Source organism: Streptomyces pristinaespiralis (genome assembly GCF_001278075.1).
GTDB lineage: Bacteria > Actinomycetota > Actinomycetes > Streptomycetales > Streptomycetaceae > Streptomyces > Streptomyces pristinaespiralis.
The window spans coordinates 3,135,739-3,150,171 of the sequence record NZ_CP011340.1; the positions used below are offsets into that span (position 1 = coordinate 3,135,739).

12 protein-coding genes and 1 riboswitch are annotated in these 14,433 nt (G+C 70.1%); of the genes, 6 read left to right on the forward strand and 6 right to left on the reverse strand.

The window, feature by feature from the left end:
• Nucleotides 1-24: 24 nt before the first annotated feature.
• Nucleotides 25-1,329, reverse strand: coding sequence for a sugar ABC transporter substrate-binding protein (locus tag SPRI_RS12965; protein ID WP_005312146.1), 1,305 nt, complete (start codon nucleotides 1,327-1,329; stop codon nucleotides 25-27).
• A gap of 307 nt (nucleotides 1,330-1,636) precedes the next feature.
• On the opposite strand from SPRI_RS12965, the gene SPRI_RS12970 reads away from it, so the two are divergent.
• From SPRI_RS12970 to SPRI_RS12995, 6 genes are all read left to right on the forward strand, one after another.
• The gene (locus SPRI_RS12970; protein WP_005312149.1) at nucleotides 1,637-2,401 is read left to right on the forward strand and encodes a GntR family transcriptional regulator; all 765 of its coding nucleotides are present in this window, start codon (nucleotides 1,637-1,639) and stop codon (nucleotides 2,399-2,401) included.
• A 179-nt stretch (nucleotides 2,402-2,580) separates the two neighbouring features.
• Nucleotides 2,581-2,862: a DUF3311 domain-containing protein gene (locus tag SPRI_RS12975; RefSeq protein ID WP_050791483.1), complete on the forward strand. Its 282-nt coding sequence runs from the start codon at nucleotides 2,581-2,583 to the stop codon at nucleotides 2,860-2,862.
• Nucleotides 2,859-4,493 carry a monocarboxylate uptake permease MctP gene (gene mctP / locus SPRI_RS12980; protein ID WP_037773784.1) on the forward strand — a complete coding sequence of 545 codons (1,635 nt, stop codon included), beginning with the start codon at nucleotides 2,859-2,861 and terminating at the stop codon, nucleotides 4,491-4,493. Before SPRI_RS12975 ends, mctP begins: the two co-directional genes overlap by 4 nt.
• Before the next feature lie 130 nt (nucleotides 4,494-4,623).
• Nucleotides 4,624-5,151, forward strand: a complete 528-nt coding sequence (locus SPRI_RS12985) for a GNAT family N-acetyltransferase (RefSeq protein WP_005312159.1) — start codon at nucleotides 4,624-4,626, stop codon at nucleotides 5,149-5,151.
• 29 nt (nucleotides 5,152-5,180) lie between these two features.
• Nucleotides 5,181-5,307, forward strand: a riboswitch (cobalamin riboswitch).
• 130 nt (nucleotides 5,308-5,437) lie between these two features.
• Nucleotides 5,438-7,786 carry a ribonucleoside-diphosphate reductase subunit alpha gene (locus SPRI_RS12990; RefSeq protein WP_037773786.1) on the forward strand — a complete coding sequence of 783 codons (2,349 nt, stop codon included), beginning with the start codon at nucleotides 5,438-5,440 and terminating at the stop codon, nucleotides 7,784-7,786.
• Nucleotides 7,786-8,799 carry a ribonucleotide-diphosphate reductase subunit beta gene (locus SPRI_RS12995; RefSeq protein ID WP_182327796.1) on the forward strand — a complete coding sequence of 338 codons (1,014 nt, stop codon included), beginning with the start codon at nucleotides 7,786-7,788 and terminating at the stop codon, nucleotides 8,797-8,799. The genes SPRI_RS12990 and SPRI_RS12995 overlap by 1 nt, the downstream gene beginning before the upstream one ends.
• Nucleotides 8,800-8,877: 78 nt before the next feature.
• Here the strand turns inward: SPRI_RS12995 and SPRI_RS13000 are convergent, their stop codons facing one another.
• The 5 genes from SPRI_RS13000 to SPRI_RS13020 all read right to left on the reverse strand — a co-directional run bounded on the left by SPRI_RS13000 (nucleotide 8,878) and on the right by SPRI_RS13020 (nucleotide 14,297).
• Nucleotides 8,878-9,615: a D-Ala-D-Ala carboxypeptidase family metallohydrolase gene (locus SPRI_RS13000; RefSeq protein WP_005312164.1), complete on the reverse strand. Its 738-nt coding sequence runs from the start codon at nucleotides 9,613-9,615 to the stop codon at nucleotides 8,878-8,880.
• A 163-nt stretch (nucleotides 9,616-9,778) separates the two neighbouring features.
• Nucleotides 9,779-10,423, reverse strand: coding sequence for a peptide deformylase (def, locus tag SPRI_RS13005; RefSeq protein WP_005312166.1), 645 nt, complete (start codon nucleotides 10,421-10,423; stop codon nucleotides 9,779-9,781).
• Between the two features lie 82 nt (nucleotides 10,424-10,505).
• Nucleotides 10,506-11,486: a tetratricopeptide repeat protein gene (locus tag SPRI_RS13010; protein ID WP_037776315.1), complete on the reverse strand. Its 981-nt coding sequence runs from the start codon at nucleotides 11,484-11,486 to the stop codon at nucleotides 10,506-10,508.
• Nucleotides 11,487-11,632: 146 nt separating this feature from the next.
• On the reverse strand, nucleotides 11,633-12,841 hold the full coding sequence (locus SPRI_RS13015; RefSeq protein WP_107082463.1) for an HD domain-containing protein: 1,209 nt from the start codon (nucleotides 12,839-12,841) through the stop codon (nucleotides 11,633-11,635).
• 70 nt (nucleotides 12,842-12,911) lie between these two features.
• Entirely contained in the window at nucleotides 12,912-14,297 is a 1,386-nt protein-coding gene (locus SPRI_RS13020) for an HD-GYP domain-containing protein (protein WP_053556945.1), read from the reverse strand.
• Between the last annotated feature and the right edge of the window lie 136 nt (nucleotides 14,298-14,433).

The window sequence follows — 14,433 nt, forward strand, 5'->3', positions numbered from 1 at the left end:
GGGCGCCGGGACGCCCGAGGCCCGTCAGGACTCCTGGTTGATCAGCTCGTTGATCTTGGCGTCGGCCGCCTTGGTGGCCGCCTCCACGGAGTCACCCTTGAGGATGGCCAGGAGCATGTTCTCCAGGACCTCCTCCTTCTCGATCGAGGTCCAGCCCGGGGCGATCGGGGTGAACCACGCATCCGGGACGGCGTTGGCGATCGGAGCGGTCTCCGGCTTCGCCTTCAGCGGCTCCAGCTGCTTGGTGTTGTTCGGAAGGATGTTCTTGGCGGCGAGGACCTCCATGGACTTCTCGCTGGTGAAGAGCGAGATCCACTCCTCACCCAGGTCGGCGACCTTCGACTTGCTGGTCACCGCGAGGTCGGAGCCGCCGATGAAGGAGGGCAGCGCCTTGCCGTTCGGGCCGGGCATACCGGCCGTGACGATCTTGCCCTCGAGCTTCGGGTTGCCGTTGTTCTTGCCGTCGATGACGGAGCCGGACTCCCAGCCGTTGCCGTAGATGAGGGCCGCCTTCTCGTTGGCCATCACATTGGCGTGGTCCTGCTCGTCCTTGGTCTGGTCGGCCTTGTTGTACTTCTTGACCAGGTCGATGAAGTGCTGGATGCCCTTCTGCGCCTCCGGCGAGGAGAGCGAGGCCTTCCACTCCTTCGAGCCCTCGTCGTACTCGGCGATCTTGCCGTCGTATGCGGCCACGTAGGACATGGCGGCGTACCAGTAACGGCCCGGCAGGTAGAGGGACGAGAAGCGCTTGTCCTTCTTGCCGTACTCGGCGGAGACCTTGTCCATCGCCGCCAGGAGCTCGTCCTCGGTCTCGGGCAGCTTGTCGACGCCCGCGCCCTTCTTGAGCATCTCGGTGTTGTAGATGGCGACACGGGCGCCGGCGTAGTAGGGCACGCAGAACTGCTTGCCCTCGAAGGAGCAGGTGTCCTTCAGGCCCTGGATCCAGGTGTCGGAGTTCTGGTACTTCTTCGGGTCGATCTCGGCGAGGGCGCCGTTGAGGATGTACTGCATCGTCTCGGTGTTGCCGAGCTCGACGACGTCGGGGAACTTGTCGCCACCGAGGGCGGTGTCGAGCTTCTTGGCCTTGTCCGCCCACTGCTGGTACTGGACGTCGACCTTCACACCCGGGTACTTCTTGTTGAACTGCGCGTTGACGTCCTTGACCAGCTCGGGCCAGGTCGACTGGGCGTCGACCATCAGCCAGACGGTCAGCGTCTCCTTGCGGTCCTTCGGGCTCTTCGCCGATTCACTGCCGCCGTCCGAACCACAGGCCGCGACCGAGGCCATCATGGCCACCGCACCCACCGCTGCTACGAGCTTGCGCTTCACGCCACCCTCCTCAAAGGGATGCAAGAGTTACCCCCCCACCACCCGGGAGTCGCGCAGCACTTGACCGGACGCGCGCCAGATTCTGCCGTGGGGCTGGGACCTGATCTTTAATGGTTTAGACCAGTACCCGGGAGCTTGGCCTAGACCTTTAGGGGTGTCAAGGGTGTATAAGAAGGGCTGTCGTGTCCGTTATCGGACCGACACCTGAGGGAGGGCGACGACCCGTTACCGGTCCGTGCCACCATGTGAGCCGCAGCAGACGGAGGAGCCGGTGACGGCAGGAGCACAGCAGTCGGGAAGGCGGGCCATGGCCATGGACGGGGGCGGCACCGAAGCCGAGGGCGGGGCACAGACCCGCACCGCGCGCGTGCCCAAGTACTACCGGCTCAAGCGCCACTTGCTCGACATGACGGAGACCCTGCCGCCGGGCACGCCGGTACCGCCGGAACGGACGCTGGCCGCCGAGTTCGACACCTCCCGCACCACCGTCCGCCAGGCGCTCCAGGAGCTGGTCGTCGAGGGCCGGCTCGAACGCATCCAGGGCAAGGGCACGTTCGTCGCCAAGCCCAAGGTCTCCCAGGCGCTCCAGCTCACCTCGTACACCGAGGACATGCGCGCCCAGGGACTGGAGCCCACGTCTCAACTGCTGGACATCGGATACGTCACAGCCGACGACACCCTGGCCGGACTGCTGGACATCGCGGCCGGCGGCCGGGTGCTGCGCATCGAGCGGCTCCGCCTGGCGAGCGGTGAGCCGATGGCCATCGAGACCACGCACCTGTCCGCCAAGCGCTTCCCGGCGCTGCGCCGCAGCCTCGTCAAGTACACCTCGCTCTACACCGCGTTGGCGGAGGTCTACGACGTCCATCTCGCGGAGGCCGAGGAGACCATCGAGACCTCACTGGCCACCCCGCGCGAAGCCGGCCTGCTCGGCACGGACGTCGGCCTGCCGATGCTGATGCTCTCCCGGCACTCGCTTGACGCCCAGGGCGAGCCGGTGGAGTGGGTCCGCTCGGTCTACCGCGGCGACCGCTACAAGTTCGTCGCGAGGCTCCAGCGCCCCAACGACTGACCCGCATCCCCCGTTCGGCCGCATGGCACCGCAACTTGTTGCGGTGCCATGTCACGTTTTGCCCCCACCGGCCGGAAGTCGTTGCCGTACCGATATGCGGACCGGGGGTGACTCGACGCGAACGGCTCGCCTAGATTTCCTGCCCATTACACAGGTGACCAGTAAGGGGACGGAGCCGCATGTCAGCAGTGCCCGAGGTGCCGGAGGCGCCTGAAGCGCCCGAAGCGAAAGCGCCGGTCGTCACACCGGTGCGTGTGATCATCGCTCTCTGCCTTTTCGCCCCGTTCGTGGCGATGCTCTGGGTCGGTTCGTACGCCAAACTCGAACCGACGTTCATAGGCATGCCGTTCTTCTACTGGTACCAGATGCTCTGGGTCCTGATCTCGACGGCCCTGACGATGGTCGCCTACAAGCTGTGGCAGCGTGACCAGCGCGCCCGCAAGGGGGGTGCGTCCCGATGAACGACGGCGTGAACGGCGTCGCACTCGCCGTCTTCATCTTCTTCTTCGTGGCCGTCACGGCCATGGGCTTCCTGGCCGCGCGCTGGCGCAAGGCCGAGAACGAGAACAGCCTCGACGAATGGGGCCTCGGCGGCCGGTCGTTCGGCACCTGGGTGACCTGGTTCCTGCTCGGCGGCGACCTCTACACCGCGTACACCTTCGTCGCCGTCCCGGCGGCCATCTACGCGGCGGGCGCGGCGGGCTTCTTCGCCGTCCCGTACACGATCCTCGTCTACCCGCTGATCTTCACCTTCCTGCCGCGGCTGTGGTCGGTGTCGCACAAGCACGGATACGTGACGACGTCGGACTTCGTCCGCGGGCGCTTCGGCTCCAAGGGCCTGTCCCTGGCCGTCGCGGTCACCGGCATCCTCGCCACGATGCCGTACATCGCGCTCCAGCTGGTCGGCATCCAGGCCGTTCTGGACGTCATGGGCGTCGGCGGCGGTGAGACCACCCACTGGTTCATCAAGGACCTGCCGCTGCTGATCGCGTTCGGTGTCCTGGCGGCCTACACGTACTCCTCCGGACTGCGTGCCCCGGCGCTGATCGCCTTCGTCAAGGACACCCTGATCTACATCGTCATCGCGGTGGCGATCATCTACATCCCGATCAAGCTCGGCGGCTTCGACGAGATCTTCGCCAGCGCGGGCGAGAAGTTCGCTCAGATCAACCCGGCCACCGACAAGCCCAACGGCGCTCTGGTGCCCGGGGAGATGGGTCAGTGGGGCTACGCCACGCTGGCGCTCGGCTCGGCGCTCGCGCTGTTCATGTATCCGCACTCGATCACGGCGACGCTCTCCTCGCGCAGCCGTGAGGTGATCCGCCGCAACACCACGATCCTGCCGCTGTACTCGCTGATGCTGGGCCTGCTGGCGCTGCTCGGCTTCATGGCCATCGCGGCCGGGGTGAACGTCAAGAACGGCCAGCTGGCGATCCCGCAGCTGTTCGAGAACATGTTCCCCGACTGGTTCGCGGGCGTCGCCTTCGCCGCCATCGGCATCGGCGCGCTGGTCCCCGCGGCCATCATGTCGATCGCCGCGGCGAACCTGTTCACCCGCAACATCTACAAGGACTTCCTCAAGCCCGACGCGACGCCGGCCCAGGAGACGAAGGTCTCCAAGCTGGTCTCGCTGCTGGTCAAGGTCGGCGCGCTCGCCTTCGTCCTCACCATGGACAAGACGGTCGCGATCAACTTCCAGCTGCTGGGCGGCATCTGGATCCTCCAGACCTTCCCGGCACTGGTGGGCGGTCTGTTCACCCGCTGGTTCCACCGCTGGGCGCTCATCGGCGGCTGGGCCGTCGGCATGATCTACGGCACCGCCGCCGCGTACGGCGTGGCCAGCCCGACCCAGAAGCACTTCGGCGGCTCGTCGGCGGAGATCCCCGGCATCGGCGAGATCGGCTACATCGGTCTCACCGCGTTCGTGCTGAACGTCGTCGTCACCGTGGTCCTCACCTTCGTCCTGCGGGCGGCCAAGGCCCCCGACGGCATCGACGAGACCAGCCCGTCCGACTACACGGCTGACGCGGGCGACCCGGGCGTCAAGGTGGAGCTGCCGCCGGCCACGGCGGGCGCTCCCGGGGGTCACTGACCGAAGGGCTCGCAAGAGCCGTCCGAGCAAAGGCCTTTCCGGCAAGGGCCGTCGCATCGTCCGCCCGGGGCACCTCCCCGGCGCGGAAATGCGGCGGCCCTTCGCCGTGCGCTGATGCACACTGCCGGACATGGACATCACCATCAGACGAATAGAACCCGAGGAGCACACGGCGCTCGGCGAGTTGACCGCCCGCGCCTATCTCGACGGCGGGCTGCTGGCGCTCGGCGAGGAGGACCCGTACCTCGAGGTGCTCCGTGACGTCGCGGGCCGGGCCGCGCGGGCCGAGGTGTACGTCGCCGTCGACGAGCGGGGCACGCTGCTCGGCGGGGTGGCGTTCGTCCCGGCCGGCGGGCCGTTCGCCGACATCGCGGGGCCCGGCGAGGCCGAGTTCCGGATGCTCGCCGTGGCCGCCGCGGCACGCGGCCGCGGCGCCGGCGAGGCGCTGGTGCGCACCTGCGTGGAACGGGCGAGGGCCACCCCGGGGTGCGTACGGCTGGTGCTGTCGACCCAGCCCACGATGTACGCGGCGCACCGCATCTACGACCGGCTGGGCTTCGTGCGCACACCGGACCGGGACTGGGAGCCGGTCCCGGATCTGGTCTCGCTGCTGACATATGCGCTGGAGCTCCACCAGACCACCCGACACTACATGTAGGGGCAGGCACAGCAGCCCGCCCCCACATGTATGCTCATCTCGCTGTCGCCACAGGGGAATCCGGTGTGAATCCGGAACTGTCCCGCAACGGTGTGATCCGGTGCGCTTTGCCGTACCCGTTCGAGTCCGAGGACCTGTCGACGGCGCATCCGGTTCGACCGATCCGGATGCCAGACGTCCGGGCCTCGCGGTTGGGCCGGTGGACGCCGTGCGCCGTGCTGCCCAGTCACGCGTGCCGCGGCCCGCCACCCCCGCCGGCCCAGAGCCGAGCGAGGGAGAGCATCACATGACCATCGCGCCAGCCGATCCGGTCTCAGCGACGGAGAACGACGGCCCCGGGACCGCGCTGCTGCGGACCTTGACGGACCTGACGGCGGATCTGCCCGACACCGACCCGGGCAAGGTGGCCGCCGCCGCCCTGCGCGGCCGCAACGCCGGGTCCGACGCGGCAGAGCTGCACTCCCTCGCCACCGAGGCGGCCGCGGGTCTCATCTCCGAGGACCCCGCCTACTCCCGGCTCGCCGCACGTCTGCTGACCCGCACGATCGCCGAAGAGGCGGCCGGGCAGGGCGCTTCCTCGTTCACCGCCTCGGTCGCCACCGGTCACCGCGAGGGACTGATCGCCGACCGCACGGCCGCGTTCGTGGCACTGCACGCCGCCCGGCTCGACGCGCTGATCGACCTCGGGGCCGACGACCGCTTCGGCTACTTCGGCCTGCGCACCCTCTACAGCCGCTACCTGCTGCGCCACCCGATCACCCGCCAGGTCATCGAGACGCCCCAGCACTTCATGCTCCGCGTCGCCTGCGGTCTCGCAGAGGACGACTCGCCGCGTGCCCTGGAGGAGGTCGCCGCGCTGTACCGCCTGATGAGCCGGCTGGACTACCTCCCCTCCTCCCCGACGCTCTTCAACTCCGGCACCCGCCACCCCCAGATGTCGTCCTGCTACCTGCTGGACTCGCCGCTCGACGAGCTCGACTCGATCTACGGCCGCTACCACCAGGTCGCGCGCCTGTCCAAGCACGCGGGCGGCATCGGGCTCTCGTACTCCCGTATCCGTGCCCGTGGTTCGCTGATCCGCGGCACCAACGGGCACTCCAACGGCATCGTCCCGTTCCTGAAGACCCTCGACGCCTCGGTCGCCGCGGTGAACCAGGGCGGCCGCCGCAAGGGCGCCGCCGCCGTCTACCTGGAGACCTGGCACGCGGACATCGAGGAGTTCCTCGAGCTGCGCGACAACACCGGTGAGGACGCCCGCCGTACGCACAACCTGAACCTGGCCCACTGGATCCCGGACGAGTTCATGCGCCGCGTCGAGGCGGACGCGCAGTGGTCGCTCTTCTCCCCCGTCGACGTGCCCGAGCTGGTCGACCTGTGGGGCGAGGACTTCGACGCGGCCTACCGCCGGGCGGAGGCCGCGGGACTGGCCCGCAGGACCGTCTCCGCGCGTGACCTCTACGGCCGGATGATGCGCACCCTCGCGCAGACCGGCAACGGCTGGATGACCTTCAAGGACGCGTCCAACCGCACGGCCAACCAGACCGCGGAGCCGGGCCGGGTCGTGCACTCCTCCAACCTGTGCACGGAGATCCTCGAGGTCACGGACGACGGCGAGACGGCCGTGTGCAACCTCGGTTCCGTGAACCTCGGCGCGTTCGTCAGCGGCGACGGCATCGACTGGGAGCGGCTGGACGCCACCGTCCGCACGGCCGTCACCTTCCTCGACCGCGTCGTCGACATCAACTTCTACCCGACGGAGCAGGCCGGGCGGTCCAACGCCAGGTGGCGCCCGGTGGGCCTGGGTGCGATGGGCCTGCAGGACGTCTTCTTCAAGCTGCGGCTGCCCTTCGACTCGGCCGAGGCCAGGGCCCTTTCGACGAGGATCGCCGAGCGGATCATGCTGGCGGCCTACGAGGCCTCGTGCGACCTCGCGGAGCGCAACGGTCCGCTGCCGGCCTGGGCCGAGACCCGTACGGCACGCGGTGTGCTGCATCCCGACCACTACGACACCACGCTGAACTGGCCGGAGCGCTGGGAGGCGCTGCGTGCCCGCGTCGCCGCCGTCGGCATGCGCAACTCGCTGCTCCTCGCCATCGCGCCGACCGCGACCATCGCCTCGATCGCCGGTGTCTACGAGTGCATCGAGCCGCAGGTCTCCAACCTGTTCAAGCGCGAGACGCTCAGCGGTGAGTTCCTCCAGGTCAACTCCTACCTGGTGGACGACCTGAAGCGGCTCGGCGTCTGGGACGCGCAGACACGGGAGGCGCTGCGCGAGGCGAGCGGCTCGGTGCAGGGCTTCACCTGGGTGCCGGAGGAGATCCGTGCGCTGTACCGCACCGCCTGGGAGATCCCGCAGCGCGGCCTGATCGACATGGCGGCCGCCCGTACGCCGTTCCTCGACCAGAGCCAGTCGCTGAACCTGTTCCTCGAGACGCCGACGATCGGCAAGCTCAGCTCGATGTACGCGTACGCGTGGAAGCAGGGCCTGAAGACCACGTACTACCTGCGCTCGCGCCCGGCGACCCGGATCGCGCGCGCCGCGTCGGCCGCCGTCCCGGTCCCCGCCCAGGTGACGCCCGAGGATGCCGTCGCCTGCTCCCTGGAAAACCCCGAGTCCTGCGAGGCCTGCCAGTAATGAGCTCCACCGCCAAGAACCTTCTCGACCCGGGCTTCGAGCTCACTCTCCGCCCCATGCGCTACCCGGACTTCTACGAGCGCTACCGGGACGCCATCAAGAACACCTGGACCGTGGAGGAGGTCGACCTCCACTCGGACGTGGCCGACCTGGCCAAGCTCTCCCCGGGCGAGCAGCACATGATCGGCCGGCTGGTCGCGTTCTTCGCGACGGGTGACTCGATCGTGGCGAACAACCTGGTGCTGACGCTCTACAAGCACATCAACTCCCCCGAGGCGCGGCTGTACCTGTCGCGGCAGCTGTTCGAGGAGGCCGTGCACGTCCAGTTCTATCTGACGCTGCTCGACACCTACCTCCCCGACCCCGAGGACCGGACGGCCGCCTTCGCGGCGGTCGAGAACATCCCGTCCATCAGGGAGAAGGCCTCCTTCTGCTTCAAGTGGATGGACTCGGTCGAGAGCATCGACCGCCTGGAGACACAGGCGGACCGCCGCCGCTTCCTGCTCAACCTGATCTGCTTCGCGGCGTGCATCGAGGGCCTGTTCTTCTACGGCGCCTTCGCGTACGTCTACTGGTTCCGCTCCCGCGGTCTGCTGCACGGTCTGGCCACCGGCACCAACTGGGTGTTCAGGGACGAGACGATGCACATGAACTTCGCCTTCGAGGTCGTGGACACGGTCCGCAAGGAGGAGCCGGAGCTGTTCGACGACGAACTGCGGCAGCAGGTCACCGACATGCTGAAGGAAGCGGTGGAGGCGGAGCTCCAGTTCGGCCGTGACCTGTGCGGGGAGGGACTGCCGGGCATGAACACCGAGTCGATGCGCGAGTACCTCCAGTGCGTCGCCGACCAGCGGCTCACCCGCCTCGGTTTCGCGCCGGTGTACGGCTCGCAGAACCCGTTCTCCTTCATGGAGCTGCAAGGGGTCCAGGAGCTGACGAACTTCTTCGAGCGCCGCCCGTCCGCCTATCAGGTGGCGGTCGAGGGCTCGGTCGCGTTCGACGACGACTTCTGATCGTCAGGTCGCCGCTCGGGGGAACAGCGGCCCGCGTCTCTCACGGGGGGAGGCGCGGGCCGCTTCGGTTCCCTTGGCTCAGATGCCGCAGCTGGGGGCGGACCAGTAGCGGCTGCCGCGGTGATCGACGTGCGTGTGGTCGTTGTGGCCGGGGTAGCCCGGGCCGAGGATCCCGTTGAAGCCGTGGTTACGGGCCTGCTGGGCCAGCTTGCACAGCGAGTGCGGTCCGGCGCCCAGGTCGGCCGCGTCGCCGTAGAGGTGGCGGCTGCTCGACGCGCCGCCGACCGCGCTGTTGCACGAGTACGACCGGAAACCGCTGGTCACGGTGATGGGCTGGTCGCCCAGGGCGTGCCGCAGGGCCTCCAGCTTCCACATCGTCCGCAGCGCGTTGGCCTTGGCGGTCGCCGCGCTCACCGCGCCGCCGGACCAGGTCGAGTTGCAGCGGTTGAGCTCGGCGTAGCTGAAGTGGGCCGGTGTGCAGTCGCTGTCCTGGAGGGCGTAGATCTTGCTGAAGGTGGCGGGACCGGCGACGCCGTCGGCGGCGAGGCCGTAGGCGGACTGGAAGCGCTTGACGGCGGCGGTGGTGGCCGGCCCGTAGGAGCCGTCGACGGCGAGCACGGCGCCGTAGCCCGGGTAACCGGACATGCGGATCTGGAGCTGGGTGACGTCGGAGCCGGAAGCTCCCTGGGACAGGGTGCGTGACCAGGTGTAGCAGTCGTCGGCCTGCGCGCTGCCGGCGGTCGCGACGACCCCGCCCAGACCGGCAACCATGAGCATGACAATCGAGAGCAGCAGTCGTGCGGTGCGTCTGAACATCGGGCCTCCATACCGGGTGGGGACGGTGCAACCACCGAGACTGGCGGGCCGTTCCACGCGCGTCAACCACGCCTGAGCAGGCGTCATTTGTCCGCCCAATGACGCCCGCGTGAACAGCGACGGCCCCGCTCGCGGTGAGCGGGGCCGGCGGGTGTGCGCGGGATCAGTCGTTGGGGACGACCTCGTAGCGCGGGGTGCCCTCCGCCATCTGCCGCAGCGCGTCCTTGCGCTCACGCTTGGAGAGGCGGTCGATGTAGAGGTACCCGTACAGGTGATCGGTCTCGTGCTGCAGGCAGCGGGCGAAGTAGCCGGTGCCCCGGACCTTGACCGGGTTGCCCTGCGCGTCCTGGCCGCGGACCACCGCGTAGTCGGGACGGGCCAGCGAGGCGTACGCGGTCGGCACGGAGAGACAGCCCTCGTTGGAGTCGTCGAGGACACGCTGCTCCGGCGCCAGCTCCTCCAGGACCGGGTTGCAGACCACACCGGTGTGCCGCACGCCCTCGTCGTCCGGGCAGTCGTAGACGAACACCTTCAGATCGACGCCGATCTGGTTGGCGGCGAGCCCCACGCCCTCGGCCGTCTTCTGGCTGGCGAACATGTCGTCGATGAGGGCGGCGAGCTTGTCGTCGAACTCGGTGACGTCCTTGCACTCCTTGTGGAGCACGGGGTTTCCCACGACCGTGATCGGACGCGAGGTGCCGCGCTCGCGGTGCGCCAGCTCACGCTCCTCGCAGTTCTCCGTGTCGATGAGGAAACCCTCCTCGTCGACCCGCTGGTCCGTCCCCTGCTGCGACTGCTGCGACGCCATGTCAGCCTCTGCGCCCTTCTCAGTACCCGACCATGGCCCGATGCCCGGTCACTCACGTGTCCGTACAGCCTACGGGCAGGCGTCAGCAGACTTCCTCGAGATCCCGCCACTCCCGTGAGTCCGGACTGTCCGCGACCCAGCCGTCGAGCAGTCCCCGCACCAGTCCGGCGGGCGCCGCTATGCCGCACTCGCGCTCCGGCGACCAGAGATCGCCACCCGTACGGTGCCCCAGCGGACCCGGGTGACCCGGCTCGCTGTGATCGTGCGGATCGAGGTGCTCCCCCTCGCCCTCCGCGCTCGGCATGCTTCCCTCGGAACAGGCCCGGCACAGCAGCCGCACGGACGAGGACCAGTCCTCCGCGGCGAATCCGGCGTCCGCCGCCAGCCGCTCCAGGGCGTCCCGGTCGTTCTCCGTCGCCGCCTCCAGCAGGACCACCCAGGTCGGGACGGGAGAGGGCGCCCAGAGCTCGATCTCGTCGAAGACCGGGAAGGACGGGCCCGCGGTGGTCGTGCGCTCTCCGTTCGGGACGCCGTCGTGCAGCACGACCTCGCCCCAGCGCCGCCCGGACGACGGCAGCGGGATGGAGAGCACCTCTATCCGGGCCGGGTCGAGCCTGCGGCCCCACACCACCTCGGCCTCGCCCTCGGGCGAGAGCCGCACCGCGGCGCTGCCCAGGTCCATACCGACGGGCTCGCCGTTCGCCGCGGCCGCTCCCGGAACCTTCAGGCCGTACGCCTGCCAGGCGCGGCGGGCCAGCGGCCAGTCCTGGAGGGCGGTGGCGGCGATGCCGACGTTCCACCAGTCCGGGGCGCCCGTCTCCTTGTCCAGCAGCGCGACCGCCCGCAGTCCCGCCGCGCGGGCCTGCTCCCAGTCGTGCCGGAACTTGTGCAGCAGCGCCAGATTGAACCAGGACTCGGAGAGCCAGGGTTCAAGATCCGCCGCCCGCGTCAGCAGCGCGCCCGCGTCCTCGTACCGGCCGTCGCCGATCAGCGTGAACGCGCGGTCCGTGGCCTGCCGCCAAGAGGCGGAGGGCCGATGCCGTACCTTCCCGAAGATCCTCACGATTCCCGCCTGCCGGTCGCTCGGGGCACTGCCCGGACGCATGACTGTCTGCCTGCTTCTGTGCCTTCTTTCGCATCCAACCATGCCCGGTCGCAGGCTCGCTCATTACCCATGGGTTACCCCGTGGGGACAGGGGCCGGACCGCCTCACACAAGGACTCTGCCCAGGACTCTGGCCAGGGATTCGACCACCTCGGGCTGGTAGTCGTGCCCCGTGCCGAGCCTCAGCTGCTCCAGTGCGGCCAGTGCCCCGCCCGCTCTGGCTCCGCTTCCCCCGGCGAGGTCGTCGTATGCGTTGACGGCACGCACGATCCTGGCGGCCAGCGGCTGGTCACGGTAGGGGTCTGCCTGCTGCTCCACGACGGCGGCCACGGCCGCGGGAACGCCGGTGCGCCGGACCACCGCTCCGCCGAGCAGCGCGATACGGCGCTGCTCGGCCGGCGGCAGCGACGCGGTGGCACCGTCCGGCACGGGGTCGACGAGGGACAGCTGTCCGATGTCGTGCATCAGCGCCGCGTACTCCAGCAAGGTCAGGTCCGGCCCGGACAGGCCCATCTCGCGGCCGACAGCGGTGCTGAGCTCCGCGACCCGGCGGGCGTGGCCCGGCCGGGTGTAGCCGGCGACCTCGGTGGCGCGGGCGAGGGAGGCGATGGTCTGGCCGTAGGTGGCGCGCACGGCCGCGTACCGCCGGAACGACAGCTGGGTGAGCAGCAGCGGCACGCAGAAGACCGGCAGGGCCCACAGGCCCGCGACGGCCACCGCCAGCGCCATGACCGCGCCGGTCGCGCCGACGGCGGAGCCGATACCGGGCAGCGCCCGCAGCTCGTCCCGCAGCAGCGGCCCGAAGGGGTGGCCGGTGTGGGCGCGCAGCATGACGGCGGCCAGCACGGCGTCGCACAGCGCGGTCAGCACCAGCAGCACCAACAGGAACAGGGCGTAGTAGGGCCCCTCCCCGAGCCACAGGCCCAACTCGCCCGAGATGTACAGCGGCTGGAAGCACACCGCGGTGAATCCGACCGTCAGCACCCGCCGCGCCACATGGTCGAGCGCGGGGCCCTGACCGCGGGCGACGTGCGGCACGGCGCCGACGAGTGCGCCCGCGACGACGACGGCGACCACCTGGAAGGCCCCGTGGTCCGTCGACTGCCCCGCGCACTCACCGAGCAGGGCGTACGCCAGCGCACCCGCGGCTCCCAGCGGGGCGGGCTCCCGCTCCCCGGGGACCGCTCCCCACCGGGCGAGCTCCCCGACGGCTATGAACGCGCCGAAGGCGAGGGCGTTCGCGGGCTGTGCCACCCCGTGGGAGACGACCCACGCGAGGGCGGCCGCGGACACGACGACCGCGGCCGTGTGGATGGCGTGGAGAACGCGTACGGGCCGCCGTGCGCGGGGGCCTTTCACGCCCGGCTCCGCCGGCGTGGGCCGCTCACCCTGTCCGTATCTGATGCGAAGCCCCCGTTTCCGGCGACCGCGGCGGCCCGGGCGGTCCCACCGGGACCGCCGCCTCGTCCGACGTCACCGAGGTCTGCCACCCGTGCCGCTCCAGCGCGCGCACCAGGGCGCGCACCATCCTCGGGTCGAACTGCGTACCGGCGCACCGCTCCAGCTCGCGCAGCGCGACCGCCACCGGTCTGGCGCGCCGGTAGCAGCGGGTCGACGTCATCGCGTCGAACGCGTCGGCCACGGCCACCACCCGGGCGAACTCGGGGATCTGGTGGCCCACCAGGCCGTACGGATAGCCGCTGCCGTCCATGCGCTCGTGGTGGTGCAGGATCGCCGCCCGGGCCTCCCCCAGGAAGCCGATGCCGCGCACCATCTCGTGCCCGTACTCCGGGTGGAGCTCGATCACCCGCCGTTCCTCCGGCGTCAGCGGCCCTTCCTTGCGCAGCACCCTCGTCGGCACGCCCAGCTTGCCCACGTCGTGCAGGATGCCGGCGAACCGGACGATCTCGAGGCGCTCCTCCTCCATGTGCAGTTCCCGGGCGATCAGCACGGAGGCCCGGCCGACGCGTTCGCTGTGCCCGCGGGTGTACCGGTCCTTGATGTCGACGGCCTGCACCAGGGCCCGGATCGTCGCCTGATGGGCGGCGCGCTCGCGGTGGTACTGGGCGAAGATCCAGCAGGAGATGTACATGGGCAGCAGCACGAACAGGGCCGAGAGCGGCCCGTAGGAGCTGCCCCACAGGACCGCCATCATCAGCCCGGCGAGCCCGTGCACACAGTGCGGTGCGGCCGATCCCGACAGACCCCGCCGCACGGCGGGCGGCACGACCCTCCCCCACCGCGCGCTGCGCGGGGGCGGCACCGCGACCGCCGTGGCGCGGATGCCGCCGTCGAGGAGCGTCACCACCAGGCAGCAGGCGAGCGCCCCGGCGAGTGCCGGCAACAGCGCGTACGGGAAGTCCGGTGCTCGCGGCGTCCGTTCGCCGCCGAACAGCAGATACGCGTGGGCGGCGCTCCAGGTCGCGAGGGCCAGCCGGGCCGCGCGCCACGTCCGGCGGACGCCGGCCGGCGGGCCGTCGACCCGTCCGAGCAGCGCGCCCGGCACGGGGACCAGAGCCGCCGCGGCGGGCGGCAGCAGAAAGGCCGCCGCCAGCAGCACGGGGAAGAACGTGCCGGCACCGACGGGGGCGGAGTCGTCGCCGTCACGCCGGCGGGCGGGCATCTCGCACCCGGCGTACAGGGCGGCGAGCAGCAGTACGGTCGGCCAGGGCACCACGGCGCCGGGGACGGCCACCGGAGCGGCGGCGACCGCCGCGCAGAGGATCACGCCGAGGATGTACGCGCGCGCCGCCGCCGGTATGGCTGTCACTGCCCCACGTCCTCCTCACAACCCTCCTCGAGCAGCGCCACGCTAGCGAGTTGGGGAGTGACAGGAGGACGTACGGCGAGTATTCGCACGTACGGGTGACAGGGTCAGGCAGACGCACAGGGTGCGCCGCGATGCT

What these genes read in the sequence shown, in the direction of transcription:
- def (WP_005312166.1), bottom strand. Translation starts at nt 10,423, where the DNA reads ATGGCGTCGCAGCAGTCGCAGCAGGGGACGGACCAGCGGGTCGACGAG.
- SPRI_RS12975 (WP_050791483.1), top strand. Translation starts at nt 2,581, where the DNA reads ATGTCAGCAGTGCCCGAGGTGCCGGAGGCGCCTGAAGCGCCCGAAGCG.
- SPRI_RS12985 (WP_005312159.1), top strand. Translation starts at nt 4,624, where the DNA reads ATGGACATCACCATCAGACGAATAGAACCCGAGGAGCACACGGCGCTC.
- SPRI_RS12995 (WP_182327796.1), top strand. Translation starts at nt 7,786, where the DNA reads ATGAGCTCCACCGCCAAGAACCTTCTCGACCCGGGCTTCGAGCTCACT.
- SPRI_RS13000 (WP_005312164.1), bottom strand. Translation starts at nt 9,615, where the DNA reads ATGTTCAGACGCACCGCACGACTGCTGCTCTCGATTGTCATGCTCATG.
- mctP (WP_037773784.1), top strand. Translation starts at nt 2,859, where the DNA reads ATGAACGACGGCGTGAACGGCGTCGCACTCGCCGTCTTCATCTTCTTC.
- SPRI_RS12990 (WP_037773786.1), top strand. Translation starts at nt 5,438, where the DNA reads ATGACCATCGCGCCAGCCGATCCGGTCTCAGCGACGGAGAACGACGGC.
- SPRI_RS12970 (WP_005312149.1), top strand. Translation starts at nt 1,637, where the DNA reads ATGGCCATGGACGGGGGCGGCACCGAAGCCGAGGGCGGGGCACAGACC.